The organism is Pseudomonas sp. TE3786, from assembly GCF_054057335.1.
Genome location: NZ_JBSRZF010000001.1, coordinates 450,569 through 473,470 on the forward strand (window position 1 = coordinate 450,569; position 22,902 = coordinate 473,470).

Below are 22,902 nucleotides of genomic sequence, written 5' to 3' on the forward strand. Positions count from 1 at the left end.
CGCTCAGCCGCGAGCTTCTGGCGTTTCAGGCCCGGCCAATCGCGGCGTATGCGCCGCTTATAGCTCGACGATATGCCCTTCCTTGGCAAGCACCTTGCCGTGGTACAGCTTTCCGATCAGCTCCTGCGCTGCCGGGAAACCCTGGCTCACCTTCACCTCCAACAGCGGCATGACCTGGTCATAAAAGCGCACCAGCCCCTCACCAATATGCTCGGACACCTTCACCGGCCCCCAATCTGCATTGCGCTTGCGCAGTTGAATCGGCGCAAAGAACAGCTGCGGCTGCGGCCCGGTAATAGCGGTGAGCTGCGCCGGGTCGGTGTTCTGCGCAGAACCCGCGCAGCAGCTGTACAGCAGTTGGCTGCCGAAGTGTTGGTGCACCCGGTCGCGCAGTGCCAGGTCGCTGGAGAAATCCACGTACAGGGTCGGCTGGTCCGTGCTCAGTTGGCTGAGGTCGTCGTAGGCGAGTGTCTGCTCGTAGCAGCCTAAGCCGCTGACAAACGCGGTATTGCTGCGCGAGGTCAGCGCCACCCGTTCCACGCCGGCAGCATCCAGACACACGGCCGTGGCGAACGCGGTTTTGCTTGAGGCGCTGGAAAACACCAGCCGGGTAGCGCCGAAGAAGTCGTTGTCCTGCAAAAAATCGGCAAGCATGGACGACGTCAGGAACAGCGGCTTGAGCAGAATCTGCAGATTCTCCGTGGCCGGGCTGTAATACGGATCCCAGCTGCAGCGGGTGTACTGGTTATAGGCCGAGGTCAGGTTGCGGCGGTGGGCGGAGCCGTCATAAAAGCCGCGGTCGGTGACGCGTTCCGGCTGCATGCGCAGGTGACTGGCAATCGGGAAGTAGCCGTAGAAGCGCTCGCCCACCGCCACGCCATCAACGCTGGAGGCGATCACATCGGCAAAACCCCACACCGGCACATGGCCCAGGCCGGCGTCACCGGTGGGGAAGAAATCCCAGTAATTCATCGAGTCGCCAAAGGCGGCATAGGTGATGTTGTTGGTGGTCAGCGACAAGCGCTCAAGCTTGACCACAATCTCACCGGGGCCGGCGCTGAGGTCTTCCTCGTGCTGCTCGATATGGCTCTGATCCAGTGCGTTTTTTTCGGTAAGAAGGCGTGTTACGTTGCTGCGACCTGACATGGCGGGCTCCTGGTTTTTGTGCGGAGTAAGCGTGTCGTTACAGAGTACGAGCTAACCATGAAGCGCGGGTTCGGAAACGCCAATACGCCGCCAGCCGATCCGGCCAAGCCGCGCAGCAAGCCGCTCAAACGCCCCAGCCAGGCCCGCGCGATCTTCACCGTGGAGGCCATCTTCGAGGCCTTTGTTCGGATTTGGCTGCGCCAGGGCTGGACGAACCTCACCACCCGCGCGGTGGCCCTGGAAGCGGGCGTCGCCATCGGCACGCTCTACGACTATTTCCCCAGCAAGGAAGCGCTGTTGTCCGGCTACGTGCGCTACGGCATCGAATGCCTGCTGACGCGCCTGGACAGCGACGTGGTGCAACCCACCGATCTCAGCTGGCAGGAGCGCATCGAGCGTTTGCTGGAAGTCTGCTGCAACCCACCGGAACCCGAGCGCTCGATGTTTGGCTACGAACTGATCCAGCTCGAATACAAAATCGCCGAACGCAAACACCAGGCGCGCGCCTATGAAGAGCTGGCCGGCAAATGGCGTGCAGTATTCGCCGCCTGCCATGACCTGCCACGCCAGCCCGCCCCGGAAATCATCGATGCCTGGTTGACCAGCATCTGGGGCGGACGGCGTTACTACCTCACCGCGCAGTTAAGCGCTGAGCAACAACGGCTGTGGCTGGCGGAGATGAAAGGGATGTTGCTGCAGCGGGTGGGGCAGATCGTCTGAAGCGCTCTGTTGAACACACGGCTTATCGGTCGTAAGTGATAGTGCCGTTGTCCACATATAGAAGCGCTATTTCCACCGCGTACCCAGCCGCTGGGTTTGCAGATATTGGTGGTATTTGTATGAGCCGATGCGTACCAGGGCCGCTTTGGCCTTGTCTTTGTGCTCCTTCGCTATCTCTGGTTTCGTGCCATCTGGTCTTGGCAGCGCCACCGAATCCTTAGCAGCTGCAATCGGTTCAGGCGTCATCAAACTGATGAACTTTTCCGGTGCCTCGGTCGCATCGTTAGCCTATGCAATGCCCAAGGTCAGCAGTAGCGCAGTGGCGCAGATAATCTTCTTCATCTGCTTTTCTCGCTAAGTGAGTTATCGATTGCGGCTATTGAGCTGCACTGCGCGTTTGCAATCGCGGTACTCGATGCTGCCCTCGCGAAACGGCCAACAGGCCATGGGCTTTTCAGCGATACCGGTGACCGTGCCCGCACCCTCGGCGGAGCGCGATGAGGGCGTCGTCACTGGCGGCATGGACAGCGAATTGACCAAGGGTTTGGGCTGGTAGTTGTGGTCGTTGAACACGGTCTGTTTCGCCGCGTTTGCAGCGGGCGCTGGCGCTGCAACGGGCGAGTTCGGGGCCGCCACACGGGCTTCGATGACTGCCGCGGGTTGGCTGCGCAGAACGGGGCTGACTACCGGCATTGGCGCTGCGGTTTCGGTGGGTTGCTGGAAGGATTGCCCGGCGAGAAACAGCAGGCCCAAGCTGATCAAGGTGCCAAACGCCAGCGCTAGCAGCCAACGCCAGAGGTTGGCGCGCGGCTGGGTTCGTTGCAGGTAATAGGGGGCGTCGTCTTGGTCGGCGTTCATTCCGTGAGCTCATGGCTGGCTGGCGCGTACTTGCGCAGCCTTTTGCGGTGAAGCGGATGATGCCGGGGATACGTGCGCCTGGCTAGCGCACTGCCAGCCGCACCGCAGCCATCACACCAACCGCGTAATCTGCCGATGCCGCCACACCATCCGGTAGTACAACACCTGCATCAGCAGCATGGTGACGTAGGCCAGTGGAAACGCCATCCATACGCCTTCCAGGCCAAACTGCATATCCAGCCAATAGGCCGCCGGGGTTTGTACGCCGAGGATGCAGAAGATCGAGATGGCCACCGGCACCAGTACCACGCCACTGGCGCGCATGATGCCGCCCACGGCGGCCTGGTAGCCGAACACCAGAATGCTCCAGAGCATGATGTGCAGCAGGTGTTCGGCCTGGGCGCGGGTGGCCGGGTCGGTGATAAACAGCCCCAGCAGCCAGTGCGATAGCCCGTAGCCGAGCAGCACCAGGGCACCGGTCAGGCAGGTGTTGATCAGCAGGCCGGTGCGCAGGATCGCGCCGATGCGTTGCACCTGCCCGGCACCAATGGCCTGGGCGCCCAGAATGGAAGCGGTGATGGCAATCGACAGGGCCGGGAACTGCACGTAGTTGACGATCTGGGTCACCGCGCCATAGGCCGCGGTGGCTTGCGAGCCATGCTGGTTGACCAGGGCCAGAATCACCAGCTCCGACAACGAAATCACCACCATCTGCAAACCGGTGGGCAGGCCGATGCGCAGTACCTTGCCGACAATTGCCCGGTCGACGCGCAGCGCCTTGAGCAGCGCAAGGTCGGGTGCCAGCACATGGTTTTTGTAGCGCAAGCGGACGGTGAGCAGCAGCATCGCCAGCAGGTTGCTGAACAGGCCGGCGTAGGCGGCGCTTTGAATGCCCATCGGCGGCAAGCCCAGCCAGCCCTTGATCAGCGCCGGGGTCAGGAGCAGGCCGGCGACGGTGGAGAGAATCAGCGCCAACAGCGGCGACACGGTGTCGCTCACGCCGCGCAGCAGTTGGGTGAACAGCACGAACACCAACAGCAGCGGCATGATCAGCATCATCACCTGCATATACGCCGTGGCGTCTTCCAGAACGTCCGTTGGAGTGCCCAGGGCCACCATCGCTTCGTGGGCGAACAGCGTGCCGACCACCGCAGCCAGCAGACCGATCAGGGCACCGAGGGTCAGGGTGGTGCCGGCGATGGCCTTGACCATCTGGGGTTCACGGGCGCCCCAGGCCTGGCCGATTAACACCGAGGCCCCGGCACCCAGGCCGATCACCAGGGCGATAAAAAAGAACACGATGGGAAACATCCCCGACACCGCCGCCAGTGCCTGGGTGCCAAGCATCTGGCCGATATAAATGCTATTGAGGGTGCCCGACAGCCCCTGCAGGAAATTCGACAGCACCATCGGTAACAGAAATAGCAGGTACACCTGCCACAGCGGGCGTTGGGTGGGGGCGTGCATCGCAAGGGCTCGTGGTTCGGCAGTCGGTCATCTGAGCATGAACACGGTTTTTTTGCACCTGAGACAAGTCAGTGATGGGGCGACAAAAAGCTCGCGGCTAAAGCCCCTCCCACCAGATAGCACAATCCGTAGGAGCGGCTTTAGCCGCGATCCCTGCAAACGCAAAAAAACGGTCGCCTTGCCAAGATCAACAGCATCGCGGCTCAAGCCGCTCCTACGGGATTTTGCGGTCTGGTGGGAGGGGCTTTAGCCGCGATGCTGTTGATCGTTAACGTACTGTTTGCCAGGTGATTTAAAACCAATAGGCGTGCATGGCCGCCAAAAACTCTTTGCTCCGCCCGGCGTATGAATCGGAGCCGATAACTGAATCGATGCCCCATTCAGGGCAAAGCGCTGTGGCGTCCCCATCAATCCATTCAGTGGTGTTCATTGGACCGAATATCTGTAGGCAGTGAAAGCATCCGCAGCGGTCACTCGTTTCTATCTGTGTGCGGTTGCTACTGGAAAAATCGTGGGCAGTTTTAAGGTCCAATTGGTTCTCTGCTTTTAGCCAACGTATCAATTGCAGTCCAGGTGCGCCAACTTTGCCAGCTCAAGGTTGTACTTCTCGGCAAACCGTAGAGCGGAGGGCTGGAGATTGTCTATTTCGGCGGTGCACAGATAGTCCGATGTGCCGGGCATATCTTTGACCTGGCCGTTTCTGGCCGCGCAGTTGGCCAGCTCACTGTCAATATTAACGACTGTTCGCCCGTACCCCAGAACCCCGTAGAAACGTGGTTTTTCCAGTTTTGCTTCCTGGTGGGCAAGTTCGTAGGGGCTCGATTTCAGCAGCTCGCGGAGTGACGCCAGACTGGGTTCCTGAGGCGAACAGTCCTCGTCTTCAGCCGCGGCGCTGGTCGAAAGCAAAGCAATAAAAAGCAGCGCCATCCGTTTGTGCATATCGATCTTCCATGGGCACGTCGGGTTTGGGGGTAGTGTGGCTCGCGGTTAAAACAGCGCCTCCACAGATCAAAAGGTCAAGGCTGAGGCCGCTCCGGCAATTAAACGGGGTCTTCTTCGGGCTTCAGCCTCTTAAACAAAGGGTTCAGATCACCCCGGCATCATCATCGTTGATCAGCCTGTGCAGCCCACCCAAGGCTTCCCGCGATTGGTTGCGGCTGAGCAGTTTGCCCTGGGCGGCCGGCGGCAGGTCGGTGATGCGCAGTACGCCTTTGTTCATCAGTACGGAAATCAGGTCGTCGATTACCCGGATCATTTCCAGGTCGCTCTGCTTGAGTTGCAGCAGGTTGCTCTCGACGGTGTGGTTGGCGTACCAGGCCTGGACGTCGTGGTCGTCGGCGGGCAGGGTACCGGTGGCACCCTCGAAGGCGGCGGCTTCTACGCGCGTCAGTTCACCGAACTCGTTGCGCTGGATATACAGCATCAGCAAACCCTCTCTTATTGGTTGAAATGCACACGCCGGCTGGGCAAACGCAAACCCTGCCAGTTGTGTGTAGCGCCTGCAACGCATTCTTGCCAGGCAGCGTTCTCCGGATAAAAAAACGGCGCGAACTCCGAACTGCTGGAGACGCGCCGTTTAGTCCCGCCCTAATTAATGGTGGTCGGTTTTCACCACCGGATCGGTACCGGCAACCAGCGATTTGATGATGTCCGCCGACGAGGAGCCATAGGTGGTCAGATCCACCCCTTGCAGGGTGATGCTGACATCCGCGCCCTGGTCGATATGGCCGCTGGTGCTGACCTGAATGGTCGAGGTGGCGGTATCGACTTTCAGGTAGCTGAGCACATTGGTGTCGGTGATATCCGGCAGCAGATCGCTGAGGTTGATGCGATCGCCATCGACGGCGTTGAAGTCGGTGATGGTCGATTTACCGACATCGCCAGCCTGCCAGGTGAAGGTGTCCGCACCCCCGCCACCGGTCATGATGTTGTTGCCGCTACCGCCGAACAGCAGATCATTGCCGTCGCCGCCCAGCAGCACATCGTTGCCTGCGCCGCCGTACAGGCTGTCGTTGCCGGCACCACCTTCCAGGCGGTCATGGCCCGCCAGGCCATACAGGGTGTCGTTACCGTCACCGCCGCGCAGCAGGTCGGAGGCCGACGAGCCGTTCAGGGTGTCCGCAGCACCGGTACCGGTGGCCAATACCGAGGTGCCGTTGGCCAGGGTCAGGTACTCATTGGTGCTGCTGGTATCGCCATTGGCAGCGGTGTTGGTGCCGGTGAAGATCAGCGTCGCCGAGTCAGTGCCGGTGTGGCCCAGGGTCAGGTTGCTGGTGGTCCAGGTGCTCAGGTCGATCACCGAGTCCACGCCAGCGGAGGTCGCCGAATGGCCGTTGCCGTCGCTGATGGTCATGCCGTTTTCCAGGCCGGTCACGGTCAGCGAGCTGGCCGTGTCGGTAACGCTCAGGCTCAGGGTGTTCTCGGTGCTGGTGGTGGCATTGGCAATCGCCGTGCCCTGGTAGCCGTTTTCCACATGGTTGATGGCGGCGATCTGGTCGGCCGTCAGCACGCCGCTGTAGATCCGCAGGTCATCCAGCGCGCCTTTGAAGTAGGCCGAGTCGCTGGCATCGGTGCCGTTGCCGCTGAAGGTATCGGTCACGCCGATTTCCAGCAGGTGGTTGAGCGTGCCGGTGAAGGCGCTGTCGCTCGGGCTGCCGGTGGCTTCCAGCTTGCCGTCGACATACACGCTGACCAGACCGCTGGAGGCATCGCGGGAAATGGCGATGTTGTGCCACTGGCTGTCGTTGATCGCGGTGATGCTGTACACGCCGTTGACGTTGCCCAGACCAAAGCCGATCTGGCCGCTGCTGTTGATGGCACCCCACTGGATATCGTTGCCGCCGCTCACCTGCTCGCTGCCAATGATGCTCGGGTTGTTCCAGGAGTTGCCCTTGCCATCGGAGCCGCCCGCCTGCGCGGTGTTGATCCAGAAGGTCAGGGTGGCGGCACCCAGCAGAACATTGGTGACCGATGCCGCGACGTCAATATGGTCGCCGGTATCGCTGCCGCTGTTGAGCGTCAGGTAAGAGCCAGCGCCAGTGGCGCGCGAATCGTTGCTCAGGGTTGGAATGTTCGAGTTACCGGTGTTGCCGCTTTTCGCCACGCTGTCCACCAGGGTGCCGGTTTGTCCGGTGCTGACGTTGCTGACGGTGGTGGCATTGTTGGTGGCCGAGTCGAAGGTCCAGTAACCCTTAGGCGTCACGCTGATGGTCGGCGTGCTGGCGTCGCTTACCGAGTTGATCATCAGCTTGACGGTCGAAGACTCGGTCACGCCGCCCGAAGTCACGGTGTAGGTGAAGTTCGACTGGCCGTGGTAGTCGGCAGTTGGGGTAAACAGCAGTTGGCCGTTGACCAGTTTCACCGAGCCGTGGTCGACGCTCACCGAACCATTGCTGCTGATGGCCGTGCCATTGATGGCGGTGATGGTGGCGGTATTGCTGAAGTTGTCGTTGCCCAGCACGTTGAGGGTGATGGCGTTGTCTTCTTTGAGGGTGGCGGTATCCGCTACTGCATCGGCCACCGGTGTGATCACCAGGGTGGCGGTATCCGGGGTGCTCAACGTGCCATCGCTGACGTTGTAACTGAAGGTCGCGGTGCCATTCCAGTCCTTCACCGGGGTGAAGGTCCAGGTGCCGTTGCCGTTCGCCACCAGCGAGCCTTGGCTGCTTGGCACAGTCAGGTTGAGCACGCTCAAGGTATTGCCTTCGACATCGCTGGCGTTGGCCAACAGTTGCGCCGAGGTGATGGTCACGCTGCTGTCTTCGTTGGCCGCGGTCAGGGCCACCGGTGTTGCCAAGACGCTTGGCGCGTCGTTCACCGCCGTCACATTCAGGGTCACGGTAGCGTTGGCGGTGCCGCCTTTGCCATCGCTGATGCTGTACTGGAAGGTCGCTTCGCCGTTGTAGTTGGCATCCGGGGTGAAGGTGACCACGCCGTTGCTCAGCGCCACAATGCCATGCGTGTTGTTCTGCACGCTGGTCAGGGTCAGGGTGTCGCCGTCCACGTCGCTGTCATTGCCCAGCAACTGGCTGGCTTTGATGGTCAGCGCGGTGTCTTCGGCCGTTGTCAGCGAGCTGGTGTTGCCGCTGGCACCGAGCACGGTGTAGGTGCTGTCGTTGCTGCCGGCGAGCTTGGTTTCCACTTTCAGCGAGGCATTGCTGCCCTGATCCCAGTAGATGATCTCGATCTGGTGGTTGCCGGAAGTGGCGATGGTGTAGTTGGCGGTGGTGGCAGCGGCGCCGCGGTTGCCGTCGAACTTGACCACGTCCTGACCGTCGATGCGCAGGATAAAACCGTCGTCGGAGGTCACTTTGAAGGTGTAACTGCCGGCGGCCAGGCTGACCTGGCCGCTGAGCTTGATGATCGCGTCAGTGGTGGTGACTGGGTCGGCGGACAGGCTGGCCTTGTCGTTGCCCAGGAAGGTCTGCAGGTTGGTGCCGGCACCCAGGTCGTTGCTGACACCATTGCCGTAGTTCAGGACGGTGGCGATAAAGGTCGCATTCGGCGTTTTGCCGGCGATCAGCGATTCCACTTGGGCGATGGTGGCCAGGTTGTCGCCGCTGCCCTGTGCATAGCCGAAGTACTGGCCAGTAAGGCCGGGGGTGTAGTGGTCGGCAACCGCGACCGGCGCATCGTTGACCGGCGTGACGCCGACGCTGACCACGCTGTTCACAAACGCACCGCTCGGGTCCGCCACTTTCACCGTGAAGCTGTCGCTGCCGTTGTAGTTGGCAGTCGGCGTGTAGGTGAAGGTGCCGTTGGCGTTGAGGGTCAACGTGCCGTGTGCCGGGCCGGTAGCCAGGCTGTAGGTCAGGGCATCGCCGTCCGCGTCGTGGCCCGCGATAGCGCCGTTCAAGGCGGTGTCTTCGGCGGTGCTCAGTGACTGGTTTGGGGCAGTCGGGACATCGTTCACCGGGGTGACGTTGATGTTGACCACGCTGTCGGCCAGACCACCTTTACCGTCGGAAACCCGGATGGTGAAACTGTCGTTGCCGTTGTAATTGCCAGTCGGGGTGTAGGTGTAGGCACCAGTGGTGGTGTTGAGCACCAGGTTGCCGTGGGCGCTGCCACTGTGGATGGCGTAGCTCAAGCTATCGCCCTCGACATCGCTGGCAACCACTTGGCCGCTAATGGCAGTGTCTTCGGGGGTGGTTTTGCTTTGGTCGGCGGTGACCGGTGCGTCGTTCACCGGGGTGACGCCGATGCTGACCATGCTGTTCACAAACGCACCACTCGGGTCGGCCACTTTCACCGTGAAACTGTCGCTGCCGCTGTAGTTGGCACCCGGTGTGTAGGTGAAGGTGCCATTGGCGTTGAGGGTCAGCGTGCCGTGTGCCGGGCCGGTGGCCAGGCTGTAGGTCAGGGCATCGCCGTCCGCGTCGTGGCCCGCGATAGCGCCGTTCAAGGCGGTGTCTTCGGCGGTGCTCAGTGACTGGTTCGGGGCAGTCGGGACATAGTTCACCGGGGTGACGTTGATGTTGACCACGCTGTCGGCCAGACCACCTTTACCGTCGGAAACCCGGATGGTGAAACTGTCGTTGCCGTTGTAATTGCCAGTCGGGGTGTAGGTGTAGGCACCAGTGGTGGTGTTGAGCACCAGGTTGCCGTGGGCGCTGCCACTTTGGATGGCGTAGCTCAAGCTATCGCCCTCGACATCGCTGGCAACCACTTGGCCGCTAATGGCAGTGTCTTCGGGGGTGGTTTTGCTTTGGTCGGCGGTGACCGGTGCGTCGTTCACCGGGGTGACGCCGATGCTGACCACGCTGTTCACAAACGCACCACTCGGGTCGGCCACTTTCACCGTGAAACTGTCGCTGCCGCTGTAGTTGGCACTCGGTGTGTAGGTGAAGGTGCCATTGGCGTTGAGGGTCAGCGTGCCGTGTGCCGGGCCGGTGGCCAGGCTGTAGGTCAGGGCATCGCCGTCCGTATCGTGGCCGACGATGGTGCCGTTCAGGGCAGTGTCTTCAGCAATGCTCAGGCTCTGATTGGCGGTGGTCGGTGCATCGTTTTCCGCCAGTACGGTGACGGTCAGCGGCAGGGTAGTGGTGGCGCTGCCGCCCGTGGCTTCGCTGGAAGTGGCGCTGACGTGAAGGACGATGCTGCCGTTGAAGTCTTGCGGTGGGGTAAAGGTCAGGCTGCCTTTGGCCCAGCTGCTGATATCAATCGGCGCGCCGCTGCTGGTAACGGTGTTGCCATGGCCATCGCTGATGATCGAGCCGGCTGGGGCGTCGTCGATGGTGATCTTGGTGATGCTTTCCGAACCGTCGGTGTCGGTAACTGCCGCGCTGATGCTGGACAGTTTGATCGCGTGGTCTTCCAGGCCGACGTTGGGCTGCGACGACACGCTGATATTGTCCAGCAGGCCGCCCAGGGAGTTGCTGTCGGTGGCGCGGAATTCCAAGGTGTAGTTGCCAGCGGCAGCGGCCGGCAGGGTATAGGTATAGGTGACCAGACCGGCGCTGGTGCCGCTCAGGCTGCCGATTTTCTGGCCGCCCCAATACACATCGATACCGGAGTTGGCTTCCTGCCCGCTGCGTGGCGAGTATTGGAACTGCACCACGAAGGTTTCGCCGGCGTCGGCGCTGATGGTGGTGAACAGGTTGCTGGCATCGCCTGGGTTGCGCTCCAGTTCGAGCACCTGATTGGTGTTGCTGCCACCGCTGATATAGGTGCCTTCGCTACCGATTTCCACAGCATCGCCGCTGTTACCGGTGTGCCATTGGCCGCCACCCAGGGTGCCGACGGCGACATTGCCGTTATGGCCGCCAGTCACGGCGGTTTCTTCGAAACCGGTGGCAAGCAGTTGGCTGGCCCCGCCAAAGGTCAGGGTGGGCGCATCGGCCACTGGGGTGACGGTGATGGTGGCGCTGCTGGTGGTGGAGCTGGCGTTGCTGTTGTCGATGGCTTTGAAGTCGAACGCGGTGCTGCCGCCCCAGTTCGCGGTCGGCACGAAATACACCGGGCCGGTCACCACGTCGCCCGCGGCGAGAGGACCGCTGCCGTCGGCGTTGGCGTACAGGTTGCCGTGTGCCGGCAGGGACTCGATGGAGTAGCTGGTCACGCTGCCGTCGACATCACTGCCGCCGAGGGTGATCTGGATCGGGCGGCTCGGGTCTTCGCTGCCGCTACCCACCACGCTGGCGCTGGCGACAGGTGCATCGTTGGTGCCCTCGATGGTGACCTTGACGCTGGTCGGGGTGCCATCGGCGCTGGTCACGGTGAAGGTCTCGCTGACGCTGTCGTTCTCGTTGAGTGCGTTGAACGCCGAGTTGGCAACGAAGGTCCACGCGCCGCCCGCAGTGATGCTGAAGGTGCCGTAGGTGCCTGTCACGTTGCTTTGCGCGGTGAAGGTGGCCGGGCTGTCGATGTCGGTGATGGTCAGCTGGCCAGTGGTGGTGATGGCGCTGTCGGTTTCGGCAACGTGGACGTTGGCATCGCTCAGCACCGCAGCATCGTTTACCGGGCGCACAGTCACGCTGACGGTGGCGGTTTCAGTCACGCCGCCGGAGGTCACGGTGTAGGTGAAGCTGTCGCTGCCGTTGTAGTTGGCATCGGGGGTGTAAACCAGGCTGCCGTCGGCGTTGTAGCTAACGCTACCGTGTTGGCCTTGGGTTACGCCGGTAACGGCGCGACCGGCATTTTCGAAGTTGTCGGCCGTGCCGCCGCCCACGCCGGTAATGGCGTTGAAGCTGAGCACATTGTCTTCGTTGATGCTGACGCTGTCGGCGCGAATATCCGCAACCGGGTTAATGGTGATGGCCACGTCGTGGCTGGTGGTCGCGGTGCCGTCGGTGCTGGTGATATGCAGCAGGTCGTTGCCGTTGTAGTCGGCCACAGGCTTGTAGGTCAGGCCTTGCAGCGCCGCGTTGATCGCCAACTGGCTGCCGGTGAGCACCAGGGTGCCGGTACCGGAGCCGCTTACGGTGACGCCGCTACCCACCAGCGCGCCAACCGTCAGGCTGCCGTGCGCCACGGTCAGTTTGGCGGTCAGGGTGTCGCCATCGACATCGGTGGTGGCGATGGTCTGGCCGAGGCCGAATACTTTGCTGCCGTCTTCGCTGACTTGCGCGGTGGTTGGCGCGGTGATGACCGGGTTGTCGTTAAGCGGATCAACCGTGATGTTCAGCGTGGAGGTGGTGCTGGCTGTGCCGTCGGTAAGGGTATAGGTGACGGTCGGCACGTTGCCGTTGTAGTTCGCCACCGGGGTAAAGGTGAAGTCACCGTTGGCAGAAACACTGATACGCCCCACCAGCGGGATATCCAGGTGGCTGCCGGCGTTGGCGGTAACGGTAAAGCCGAGCAACTGGTAGCTGAATTTGGACACGCTGAGCACCGCGCCGCTGTCCACGTCGGTGTCATTGGCGATGAGGTTGCCGGTGATCACGCTGTCTTCATTGCCCGACTTCACATCGGCGACGGCCACTGGCGCATCGTTCTGGCCGGTGATGGTCAGGGTGGCGGCGGTTGGGGTCACGCCACCATTACCGTCGATCACGTTGTAGGTGTAACTCAGGGTTAGGGTCTGACCGGCCGCCAGGTAGGTGTAGGCGTCCGGGTTGACGCTCAGGGTGCCGTCGCTGTTCAGGGTGACGCCGCTGGTATTGCCACCACTGGTTTCCTGCAGATTGGCAACGCTGAGGCTGTCGCTGAGGTCTACGTCGCTGGCGTTCTGCAGCAGGTTGATAGTCTGCAGCGCGGCATCTTCGCTGAAGGTGGCGCTGACGGCCGAGCTCACCACGGGCGCATCGTTGACGCCATCGATGGTGATGCTGGCGCTGGCCGGGGTGCTGCCGCCGTTCTGGTCAACTACGTTGTAGTTGTAGGTGAGGGTGACGCTTTCGCCGACGGCCAGGTAGTTGTAGGCGTTGGGGTTCACGCTCAGGGTGCCATCGGCATTGATGGTCACGCCGGACGCGTCGTCAGTGCCCGACTGGGCGACATTGGTCACGCTCAGGCTGTCGCCGTTGTCGGTATCGCTGGCGTGGCTCAGCAGGTTGACGGTGAAGTTGCTGTCGTCTTCGGTCTGGGAGACGGCAACGGTGCCGCTGACTACCGGGGCATCGTTGACCCCGGTAATGGTCAGAGTCAGCACGCTGTTGCTGGTCAGGCCGCCGCTGTCGGTGACGGTGAACGGCACGCTGACGGTCAGCTGCTGACCGGCACCCAGGCTTTGATAGGCCGCGTTGCTTGGGTCGATGGACCAGGTGCCGTTGCTGTTCAGGGTAAAGCCGGCGGGCGCAGTGCTGCCGCTTTGCAGGGTGAAGGTCTGGGTGTCGCCGCTGTCGACATCGCTGGCGGTCAACTGGCCGCTGACCAAGGGGCTGTCTTCGGTGGCGCTGCCAGTGGCCGGATCGGCAAGCGGGGCGTCGTTCACCGGGTTGACGCCGATGTTCACGGTCAGGGTGTCACTGCCGCCGCGGCCGTCGGTGACCACTATCTGGAAACTGTCCGGGCCGTTGTAATTGGCGGCCGGGGTGTACACCCACACGCCTTGCGGGGTGACGGTCAAGGCACCGTGGCTGACGCCGCTGCCCAGGGTATACGTCAAAGCGTCGCCGTTGTTGTCGGTAGCGCTGAAGGCACCGTTGAAGGCAACGTCTTCGTCGGTGGTGACATTTATTGTCGTAGATGCATCATTTCCGGCGGCGTCGGTAAAGGCCGGGGGCAGGTTCTGATCGGTGCTGAAGGCCTGTTCCTGAACCACCGCATCGCCGCCAGCGGGATCGGTAAAGGCGATACCGATGTCCGGTTGTACCGCGCCAGCGGTTTCGCTCAGCAAGACAAAGGTATGGCTGCCGCCAGCGGCACCACCGCCAGCACCGCCGGCACCAGGGCCGGCTGCGGTGGGGGCGAGGTCTTGGGTCGGGTCGGCACCGGCGACGATGGCGCGTTGCACATCGAGCACTTCGGCATGGGCGTCGGCAGTGCTCTGCGCCGGGGTGGCAGCGCTTTCGCTGGCCGAATCGGCGCTGCTCCACTGGGTATCGCGACCCAGGTCGAGCGTGCGCCCGTCGGCCAATTCCAGGCTGACCATACCGCCCGCACCGGTATCCAGGGTGTCGCCTACATACAAACGGTCGCCTTCGACAAGGACGCGATGAGCACCCTCGGCGGATGTCGCGATAACTTGGCCAACAATACTTTTAACGATGGCGACGGCGGTGCTCATGTAGTGACTCTCCCTGGCAAGCTTCAGGCAAACGGCAGTGCAAATAAGGTCGGATTGGTCAAGCGATAGAGCGGGTGACCCCTATTCAGGCAAGGATCTTGCCAGGGATAGGCGTCTAAAAAATGGCGTCAATATTTTGGTTTTGTTGTGTTGGTTGGCATCTTTCTGCCAAACTATTGACCAATTTTGCGACATCCTAAACAATCCATCGGGTAATGTCACTTTGCTAGTAAGGTGAATCTGATACACGGATATGAGAAGTGGCTCTCACTTATTTTTTCGCCATAAAAACTATCTAACATCTGCCGCTTTCGAACGCCTGAAGACACGTCAGTAGGCGCCGGGAGTAGGTTTCAGGGGAAAATCTCACATGCGTTTTGCTTTTCTTGCGTTGCTGCCTGTTGCTGTAAGTGCCAGTTTTTCGGTGTCGGCCCAATCCCTTCAGGAGGCCATGCAACAAGCGGTCACCGAACACCCTGAGGTTCATGCGGCAGTTAATCGACGCCTGGCGGCTGACTCTGGTCTACGTGCGGCCCAGGGCGGCTACTTGCCAAAAGTGGATGTGTTGGCCGGTTATGGCCGCGAAGGCACCGACGATCCTTCCAGCCGCGCCGAAGCCGGCAGTAATGATTGGAATACCCTGAGTCGCGGTGAATCCACCGTGCGCCTGAGCCAGATGCTGTTCGACGGTTTCGCCACTTCCAGCGAAGTGGGCCGCAACAAAGCCACCGTCAACTCCCGCGCCTATGCCTTGCTCAACACCTCCGAGCGCACCGCGCTGACCGTTGCCCAGGTCTATCTGGAAATGCTTACCCGTCAGGACCTGGTACACCTGGCCGAGGCCAATCTGCAAAGCCACGAACGCATTCATGACCAGATCCGCCTGCGCACCGACCGTGGCGTCGGTCGCATGGCCGACCTCAATCAGGCCGAAGCGCGTCTGGCCCAGGCGCGTAACAACCTGATCACCGAGCAGACCAATCTGGTTGATGCGCAAACCAACTTCTATAGCGCCGTGGGTGCCGATCCGGTCGACCTGCAAGTGCCAACCACCGGCATTCAATTGCCGGAAACCCTGGCCCAGGCGCGTCAGCAAATGATCGAGAACAGCCCGATCCTGCGTTCCGCCGAGGCCGATATCGCCGCCGCCGAGCAGCAGTACAAAGCCGCCAAGTCGACCTTCTACCCACGTTTCGATGCCGAGCTGGGCCGCTCCGCCAACAACGATATCGATGGCCAGGACGGTCATTACAACGAGTGGGAAGCCATGCTGCGCATGCGCTACAACCTGTACAGCGGCGGCAGCGACAAGGCCACCCTGGAGGCGCGCTCGTACCAGGCCGGTGAAGCGCTGGATATCCGCAACAACGCCCTGCGTCAGCTCAACGAAGAACTGGGCCTGGCCTGGAACGCGCTGAACAATGCACGCACCCAGTTGCCGATTGCCCAGCAATACGTGGATGAAACCAGCGAAGTGCGCACCGCCTACCAGAAGCAATTCGCCCTCGGCGAACGCACCCTGCTGGACTTGCTCGACAGCGAAAACGAGCTGTTCAGCGCCCAGCGCCGCTTGGCCGAAATCAAACTGGCCGAGCAGTACACCCAGTACCGCCTGCAAGCCACCCTCGGCACCTTGCTGAAAACCCATGGTGTGGTCGCACCGATGGAAACCGTGGTGCAGAACGACGTGAAGCCGCAGATTGCGTTGCCTGGTCTGAACTGAGTTCGGCGTCCGCCTCTAGCTGAAGAGCATCGCGGCTGAAGCCGCTCCTACAGATTGCGTATCGTTGTAGGAGCGGCTTCAGCCGCGATTGGTTTGTGCCGGTAGTGCAGATTTGTCCCTGTGCCAGTTAGCCCCCGCGCCGACAACCAGCTAAAGTGCCCACACTCCCGCGTTGCTTCGGCCTACGTCTTTATAAGACGTTGCCGTACTCGCTATGGATAGCCCCAGCCGCACCCCATCTTCAGTGCCAAGAGTGTTTAGCGTGGAACCAGACGTCAGCCAACCGCCGCTTCACCATGATCCCCGTGGCCAGCATGACGACCCGTTGCTCGATAGCCTGTTGTCGCTCTGTGCCTTGCATCAGAAGCCCGTCAGTCGGGCGATGCTGACCACCGGCCTGCCATTGCCGGCGCAGCGTCTGAGTGCCGAATTACTGCCCCGTGCTGCGGCCCGTGCCGGCCTGCAAGGGCGTTTGCTGCAGCGCAAGCTGGAACTTATTCCGGCCATGGCCTTGCCGGCGATGCTGCTGCTCAAAGGCGGTCGTAGCGCGATTCTGGTGGGTATCGACGCCGGTTATGCGCGGCTGCTGCTGAGCGAAAGCGACGGCGGCGAAGTGCAGGTGGCGGTGGACAAGCTGCAAGAGGATTACAGCGGTCAGGTGTTCTTCGCCCAACCCCAGCACAAGTTCGACGCTGACAACGGCTCGCTGATTCCGCGTACCTCGTCGTGGTTTCGCGACACCCTCAAGCGCTCGCGCTGGCTGTATGCCGACGCCATCGCCGCAAGTCTGCTGATCAACATCATTTCCCTGGGTGCGCCGCTGTTCGTGATGAACGTCTACGACCGCGTGGTGCCCAACCAGGCTGCCGCCACCTTGTGGGTACTGGCGATTGGCATCAGCGGTGCCTACCTGTTCGATATTCTGCTGAAAAGCCTGCGCGGCCTGTGCCTGGACCTGGCCGGGAAAAAGACCGACCTGATCATTTCCGCCACGCTGTTCGAACGCATCGTCGGCATGTCAATGAAGTACCGGCCCAAGCGCGTCGGCAGCTTTGCGCAGAACATCCACGAGTTTCAGACCCTGCGGGATTTTCTCGCCTCGCTGACCCTTACCAGCCTGATCGATCTGCCCTTCACCTTGCTGGTGTTGCTGGTGATCGCCTTGCTCGGCGGGCACCTGGTGTGGATTCCGGTGATGGCCTTTCCCCTGGCCTTGCTGATCAGTTGGGCGCTGCAAAAGCCACTGACCGAAACCATCGAGCGCAGCATGGCCCTGGCTGCCGAGCGGCAATCCAGCCTGATCGAAACCCTCGCCGGGCTGGACGCGGTCAAGGTCAATAACGCCGAGAGCGAGCGTCAGTACCAGTGGGAGCAAACCATCGGCACCCTGAGCCGGCTGGAGCTGAAGGCGCGCATGCTGTCCAATCTGGCAATGAACTCGACCATGCTGATTCAGCAGTTGGCCGGGGTGATCATGATCATTTTCGGCGTGTACCAGATCATCGACGGCAACCTCAGCATGGGCGGCCTGATCGCCTGTTACATGCTCAGTGGTCGCGCCCTGGGGCCGTTGTCGCAATTGTCCGGACTGCTCAGCCGCTACCAGCAGGCCAAGGTCACCATGGCCTCGGTGGACCAGATGATGGACCTGCCGCAAGAGCGCCAGGCCGAAGACCGTCCGTTGACCCGGCGGCGTGTGCAGGGTGCCATCGAGTTGCGCCAACTCAACTTCAACTACCCGCAGCAGCAGAACATCGCCCTGGCGAATATCAATCTGGTGGTTCGCCCCGGCGAGAAGATCGGCATCATCGGCCGCAGCGGCTCGGGTAAAAGCTCCCTGGCCAAGTTGCTGGTCGGCCTGCACCAGGCCGACTCCGGCAGCCTGCTGGTGGACGGGGTGGACATGCGCCAACTGGACATCAGCGAGCTGCGCCACAACATCGGCTACGTGCCGCAAGATATCCACCTGTTCAGCGGCACCCTGCGCGACAACCTGGTCAGCGGCGCCCGCTATGTGGAAGACGAGCTGGTGCTGCAGGCGGCCGAGCTGGCCGGCGTACACGAATTCGCCCGTTTGCATCCGCAAGGCTATGAGCTGCAAGTCGGTGAACGCGGCCATCAGTTGTCCGGTGGCCAGCGGCAGAACGTCGCCCTGGCCCGTGCGCTGCTGCTCGACCCGCCGATTCTGCTGCTCGATGAGCCCACCAGTGGCATGGACAACACCGGGGAAGTGCACCTCAAACAGCGCCTGCAAGCGGTGATCGCCACCAAGACCGTGCTGCTGATTACCCACCGCTCCTCGATGCTCGATCTGGTCGACCGCCTGCTGATTATCGATAAGGGCCAGATCATTGCCGATGGCCCGAAAAACGCCGTTATGGAAGCTCTGAAAAAGGGGCAGATCAGTGTCGCTTAAAAGCCTCGCCAGTTACTTCAAAGGCCGCGACTCGCTGGATGGCGAACCGTTGCCGGAACTCAGCAAAGCCCTGGTAGAAGATGCCCCGCGCGTGGTGCGGCTGACCATTTGGGGGCTGATCGGTTTCTTCGTTTTTATGTTCGGTTGGGCGCACTTTGCCCAGATCGATGAAGTGACCCGCGGCGATGGCAAAGCCATTCCCTCGTCGAAGATCCAGAAGATCCAGAACCTGGAAGGCGGCATCGTCGCCGAGTTGTATGTGCACGAAGGGCAGATCGTCAAAATCGGCGACCCGCTGCTGCGCCTGGACGACACCCGCTTTGTCTCCAACGTCGGCGAAACCGAGGCCGAGCGCCTGGGCTGGCAGTTGCGCGTGGACCGCCTGGTGGCGGAAACCGAAGGCAAGCCGCTGGTGATCAGCGACGACATTCGCGGCAAGGTGCCGAGCCAGGCCGAAAGCGAGCTGCAGCTGTACCAGAGTCGTCAGCAGCAACTCCGCGACGAAGTGGCCGGGCTGCAACAGCAGTTGGTGCAAAAACAGCAGGAACTGCGCGAGTTCGCATCGAAACAGGAGCAGTACCGCAGCAGCCTGAACCTGTTGCGCCAGGAGATTGCCATGTCCGAGCCGCTGGTGGCTCAGGGCGCGATTTCCCAGGTGGAAGTGCTGCGCCTGAAACGTGCGGAAGTGGAAAACCGTGGGCAGATGGACGCCACCAGCCTGGCTATTCCGCGGGCGCAATCGGCGATTACCGAAGCCGAACGCAAGATCGACGAAACCCGCGGCAAATTCCGCAGCGATGCCCTGACCCAATTGAACGAAGCGCGCACCGAACTGAGCAAATCCCAGGCCACCGGCAAGGCCCTGGAAGATCGGGTCAACCGCACCCTGGTGACCTCGCCGGTACGCGGTATCGTCAAGAGCCTGCTGGTCAACACCATCGGCGGCGTGATTCAGCCGGGCAGCGATCTGGTGGAAGTGGTGCCGTTGGATGACACCCTGCTGGTGGAAGCGAAAATCCGCCCGCAGGACATCGCCTTTCTGCACCCAGGCCAGGAGGCGATCGTCAAATTCACTGCTTACGACTACACCATCTACGGCGGCCTGAAAGCCAAGCTGGAACAGATCGGCGCGGACACCGTTACCGAAGAAGACGGCAAGACCACCTTCTACCTGATCAAACTGCGCACCGACAAAAGCCACCTCGGCAGCGAAGAGAAACCGCTGCTGATCATTCCCGGTATGGTGGCCTCGGTGGATATCATCACCGGCAAGAAAAGCATCTTGAGCTATCTGCTCAAACCGATTCTGCGCGCCAAGGCGGAAGCTCTGCGCGAGCGCTAAGGACGATTAAAAGCATCGCGGCTGAAGCCGCTCCTACCGATTGTGCTGCCCGTAGGAGCGGCTTCAGCCGCGATGCACTTAAGCGCCAAAACTCATAGATTCTTAAGTGGATGCTCGCCTTCCCAGGTCGGCACAAAATGCGCGTCGATCACCGAGCGGGGAATGGTCGCCACATCCGGCCAGTGCCAATGCGGGGTGTTGTCTTTGTCGATCAGCCGCGCCCTTACGCCTTCGGCAAATTCCGGGTGACGGCAGCTGTTCAGGCTCATGCCGTATTCCATGCGGAACACCTCGGCCAGCGACAGGTGCTTGCTACGCTCGATCTGCTCCCAGACCAGATGCGCGGTCAGTGGGCAGCCGCCGGCCAGGGTTTTTGCCCCGCGCGCCAATAGCCCATCGCTGCTGTCTTGCAGGGCCACCAACACCTTCCAGGCGCTGGCCACATCCGCGACGTCCAGCAGATTGTCGATATGGTTGCGCCGCGGCATCAGCTGGGCGTCCGGCAACTGCTGGTTGGCCTCGTGTTCCAGGGCCTTGAGCAGGCTGTTGAGCTGGCGGGCGGGTTGTTCAGCCCAGTTCAGTTGCAGCAGGCCGTCGATCAGCGTGTCTTGCTGGTCATCACCGAGAAAGCGGTCGGCCCAGCCCAGCAGCAGGGCGTCATGGGCGTTCACCTGGGTCGCCGTCAGGCCGAGGAACAGCCCGAGCTTGCCCGGCAGGTGATTGAGGAACCAACTGCCACCCACATCCGGGTACAGGCCGATATTGATCTCCGGCATGGCCAGGCGGCTGCTGGGGGTGACGATACGGATGCTGGCACCTTGCAGCAGGCCCATGCCGCCGCCCAGCACATAGCCGTGGGCCCAGCAGATAAAGGGTTTGGGGTAGGTGTGGATGCGGTGGTCGAGGCGGTATTCATCGGCAAAAAAGCGTTCGGCCAGGGCCGGTACCTCGCCGGGTTGGGCGCGGCAGGCGTCCACCAGCTTGCGCACATCGCCACCGGCGCAGAAGGCCTTGTCGCCATTGCCGCGCAGCACCACGCAGGCAATGCTCGGGTCTTGCGCCCAGGCCGCCAGCTTGGCGTCCAGGGCTTCGATCATGGGCAGGGATAGGGCATTCAGGCTGCTCGCCGCATCCAGGGTAGCGATGCCGACGCGGGCACCATGCTGGCCGGCGAGTTCTTCGAAAAGCACATTCATAAACGGATTCCTAAACTACTTGTTGCGCCATTGCGGCTCGCGTTTTTCCAGGAAGGCATTTACCCCTTCGCGGGTGTCGTCAGCGTCGAACAGGTCGACAAAGCGCTCGCGCTCCTCGCTCAACCAGCTATTCGGTGCGCGTTCGCGGCCACCCTGAATCAGCGGTTTGATGGTGCGTACCGCCACCGGGCTCTGACGCGCCACCTTGGCCGCCAGCAGCAGGGCATGGCCGCGGGCTTCGCCGCTGTCCACCAGCTGTTCCACCAGGCCGATACGCAAGGCGGTTTCCGCGTCCACCCGGTCGCCACACAGAATCATGCGCTTGGCCCAGCCTTCGCCCACCAGCCAGGCCAGGGCCTGGGTGCCGCCGGCACAGGGCAGCAGGCCAACGGTGGCTTCCGGCAAGGCCATCTGGGCCTGGCGTTCGGCAATGCGGATATCGCAGGCCAGCGCACATTCCAGGCCGCCGCCCATGGCGTAGCCGTTGATGGCGGCGATGGACACCCCGCGAAAATCACGCAATGCCTCGAAGGCTTCGCCAAAGCGTCGGGCCATCTCCCGGGCGCGGCTCTTGTCGCCATCGGCAAACAGATTGAGGTCGGCACCGGCACTGAAAAACTTGCTGCCCTGGCCGGTGATCACCAGGGCATAGATATCGTCGTCGTGGTTGAGGTGTTCGATCAGCTGCTTGAGGCCGATCAGTGACTCGCGGTCCCAGGTATTGGCTGGCGGGTGGTTGATGGTCAGCAGGGCAGTGTGCCCGTGTTTTTCCACCGTCAGCTTGTGGGTAAGGTCGGCCAGGCTTGGATGATAGGTTTCAACGGCATTGCTCATTCACTCGTATCCCTGTCGTTGGTGGCGGCGCCCGGGTTGTTATGAGGATTGTTATGAGGATTGTTATTGGTGGTGATGCCCGCCTTCAGCAAGTGGCACGGCTGAGTATGCAAAAACCTGCAGGTCTTGCGTACCCCTGCATTCGATCAGTCGACCAGGCTACGCATCTAGACAGCAGGCTTGCCGCCCAGCAGTTTGAACCAGAAAGCCACTTCGCCGTCCAGCTCATCGCGCAGCACTTGCGGCGACAGATCGTCGGCGCGGTCCCCCAGCAGGCGACGCCAGGCCGGCAGCTGCAGCAGATGTTCATCGTCGCCGTTGCCACTCAGTTGCCGGGCCACCTGAACGATATCCACCAGGTCGGCGCTGCCCTCGCGTTTGCGCTGCCAGGCACTGCGATGGCGGGCGCAATCCACCAGTACGCTGGGCAAACGCCAGGCGGTAAGCACGATTACCCCGATATCGGCTGACAGCTGCTCGCACAGGCTTTGCAGCTCCGGCTCTTCGCGCTGCACCTCCGGCCAGCGCTCCAATTCATCGAGCAGCGGCAGGCTGCCGATGTCCTGCAGCAGACCGGCGAGCATGGCGTCTTCCACCGGCAGGCGGGTGAGCTGCTGGGCCAGGCAGGCGCAGTAAGCGCCGCACATCAGCGCAGCGTTCCAGCGCGCGCGAAAGACTTTGATCAGCACCGGGTCCTGGCTGGTGAACAGGTGCTCGACGGCAAAGGTCAGCACCAGGTTATTCACCCGCGTCATGCCGATGCGCGACACCACCTCCTGCAGGTTCACGCCCTGGCGCACATTACGCAGCATGGGGCTGGAGGCGAACTGCAAGAGGTAAGCGGCCAATGGCGGGTTGCTGTGTAAAAGGCGCGTTACCTGTTCCAGCGAGGCGTGCTCGGAATCCAGCAACTTGCGCAGGCGCAGCGAGGTTTCCGGCATCTGCGGAACCTTGGCGTTGCCCTTGAGAAAGCTTGAGTACAGCGAAAACTTCAGACCTTCGTGGCGGGTCTCCATGGGGGGCGTTCTCCTG

General features: G+C 61.7%; 13 protein-coding genes. 4 read left to right on the forward strand and 9 right to left on the reverse strand.

Features of this window, described 5'->3' with window-relative positions; translation table 11 throughout:
• Positions 1-57 precede the first annotated feature (57 nt).
• Positions 58-1,146 carry a DUF2855 family protein gene (locus ACVW0Y_RS02140; protein WP_457435746.1) on the reverse strand — a complete coding sequence of 363 codons (1,089 nt, stop codon included), beginning with the start codon at positions 1,144-1,146 and terminating at the stop codon, positions 58-60.
• A 57-nt stretch (positions 1,147-1,203) separates the two neighbouring features.
• On the opposite strand from ACVW0Y_RS02140, the gene ACVW0Y_RS02145 reads away from it, so the two are divergent.
• Positions 1,204-1,866: a TetR/AcrR family transcriptional regulator gene (locus ACVW0Y_RS02145; protein WP_457435747.1), complete on the forward strand. Its 663-nt coding sequence runs from the start codon at positions 1,204-1,206 to the stop codon at positions 1,864-1,866.
• A 363-nt stretch (positions 1,867-2,229) separates the two neighbouring features.
• On the opposite strand, the gene ACVW0Y_RS02150 is transcribed toward ACVW0Y_RS02145, so the two are convergent.
• The 5 genes from ACVW0Y_RS02150 to ACVW0Y_RS02170 form a co-directional block, all read right to left on the reverse strand.
• Positions 2,230-2,724 carry a hypothetical protein gene (locus tag ACVW0Y_RS02150; RefSeq protein WP_457435748.1) on the reverse strand — a complete coding sequence of 165 codons (495 nt, stop codon included), beginning with the start codon at positions 2,722-2,724 and terminating at the stop codon, positions 2,230-2,232.
• Between the two features lie 111 nt (positions 2,725-2,835).
• Positions 2,836-4,191, reverse strand: a complete 1,356-nt coding sequence (locus ACVW0Y_RS02155) for an MATE family efflux transporter (RefSeq protein WP_457435749.1) — start codon at positions 4,189-4,191, stop codon at positions 2,836-2,838.
• A gap of 558 nt (positions 4,192-4,749) precedes the next feature.
• Positions 4,750-5,130, reverse strand: a complete 381-nt coding sequence (locus ACVW0Y_RS02160; protein ID WP_457435750.1) for a hypothetical protein — start codon at positions 5,128-5,130, stop codon at positions 4,750-4,752.
• A gap of 145 nt (positions 5,131-5,275) precedes the next feature.
• Positions 5,276-5,614 (reverse strand): tryptophan synthase subunit beta, encoded by a 339-nt coding sequence (locus ACVW0Y_RS02165; protein ID WP_457435752.1) that lies wholly within the window; start codon positions 5,612-5,614, stop codon positions 5,276-5,278.
• A gap of 168 nt (positions 5,615-5,782) precedes the next feature.
• Positions 5,783-14,359, reverse strand: coding sequence for a retention module-containing protein (locus ACVW0Y_RS02170; RefSeq protein WP_457435753.1), 8,577 nt, complete (start codon positions 14,357-14,359; stop codon positions 5,783-5,785).
• A gap of 370 nt (positions 14,360-14,729) precedes the next feature.
• Between ACVW0Y_RS02170 and ACVW0Y_RS02175 the strand changes: the two genes are divergently transcribed.
• The 3 genes from ACVW0Y_RS02175 to ACVW0Y_RS02185 all read left to right on the forward strand — a co-directional run bounded on the left by ACVW0Y_RS02175 (position 14,730) and on the right by ACVW0Y_RS02185 (position 19,840).
• Positions 14,730-16,082, forward strand: a complete 1,353-nt coding sequence (locus ACVW0Y_RS02175) for a TolC family outer membrane protein (protein WP_457435754.1) — start codon at positions 14,730-14,732, stop codon at positions 16,080-16,082.
• Between the two features lie 214 nt (positions 16,083-16,296).
• Positions 16,297-18,498, forward strand: coding sequence for a type I secretion system permease/ATPase (locus ACVW0Y_RS02180; protein WP_457435755.1), 2,202 nt, complete (start codon positions 16,297-16,299; stop codon positions 18,496-18,498).
• The gene (locus ACVW0Y_RS02185; RefSeq protein ID WP_457435757.1) at positions 18,488-19,840 is read left to right on the forward strand and encodes an HlyD family type I secretion periplasmic adaptor subunit; all 1,353 of its coding nucleotides are present in this window, start codon (positions 18,488-18,490) and stop codon (positions 19,838-19,840) included. Before ACVW0Y_RS02180 ends, ACVW0Y_RS02185 begins: the two co-directional genes overlap by 11 nt.
• 92 nt (positions 19,841-19,932) lie before the next feature.
• Here ACVW0Y_RS02185 and ACVW0Y_RS02190 read toward each other — a convergent pair whose 3' ends face one another.
• The 3 genes from ACVW0Y_RS02190 to ACVW0Y_RS02200 all read right to left on the reverse strand — a co-directional run bounded on the left by ACVW0Y_RS02190 (position 19,933) and on the right by ACVW0Y_RS02200 (position 22,886).
• Complete coding sequence (locus ACVW0Y_RS02190; protein WP_457435758.1) at positions 19,933-21,036, reverse strand: enoyl-CoA hydratase/isomerase family protein; 1,104 nt, start codon at positions 21,034-21,036, stop codon at positions 19,933-19,935.
• 15 nt (positions 21,037-21,051) lie between these two features.
• A complete protein-coding gene (locus ACVW0Y_RS02195) occupies positions 21,052-21,870 on the reverse strand; it encodes an enoyl-CoA hydratase (RefSeq protein ID WP_457435759.1) in 819 nt (272 codons plus the stop codon).
• Between the two features lie 167 nt (positions 21,871-22,037).
• Positions 22,038-22,886, reverse strand: a complete 849-nt coding sequence (locus ACVW0Y_RS02200) for an HDOD domain-containing protein (RefSeq protein WP_457435761.1) — start codon at positions 22,884-22,886, stop codon at positions 22,038-22,040.
• Positions 22,887-22,902 lie beyond the last annotated feature (16 nt).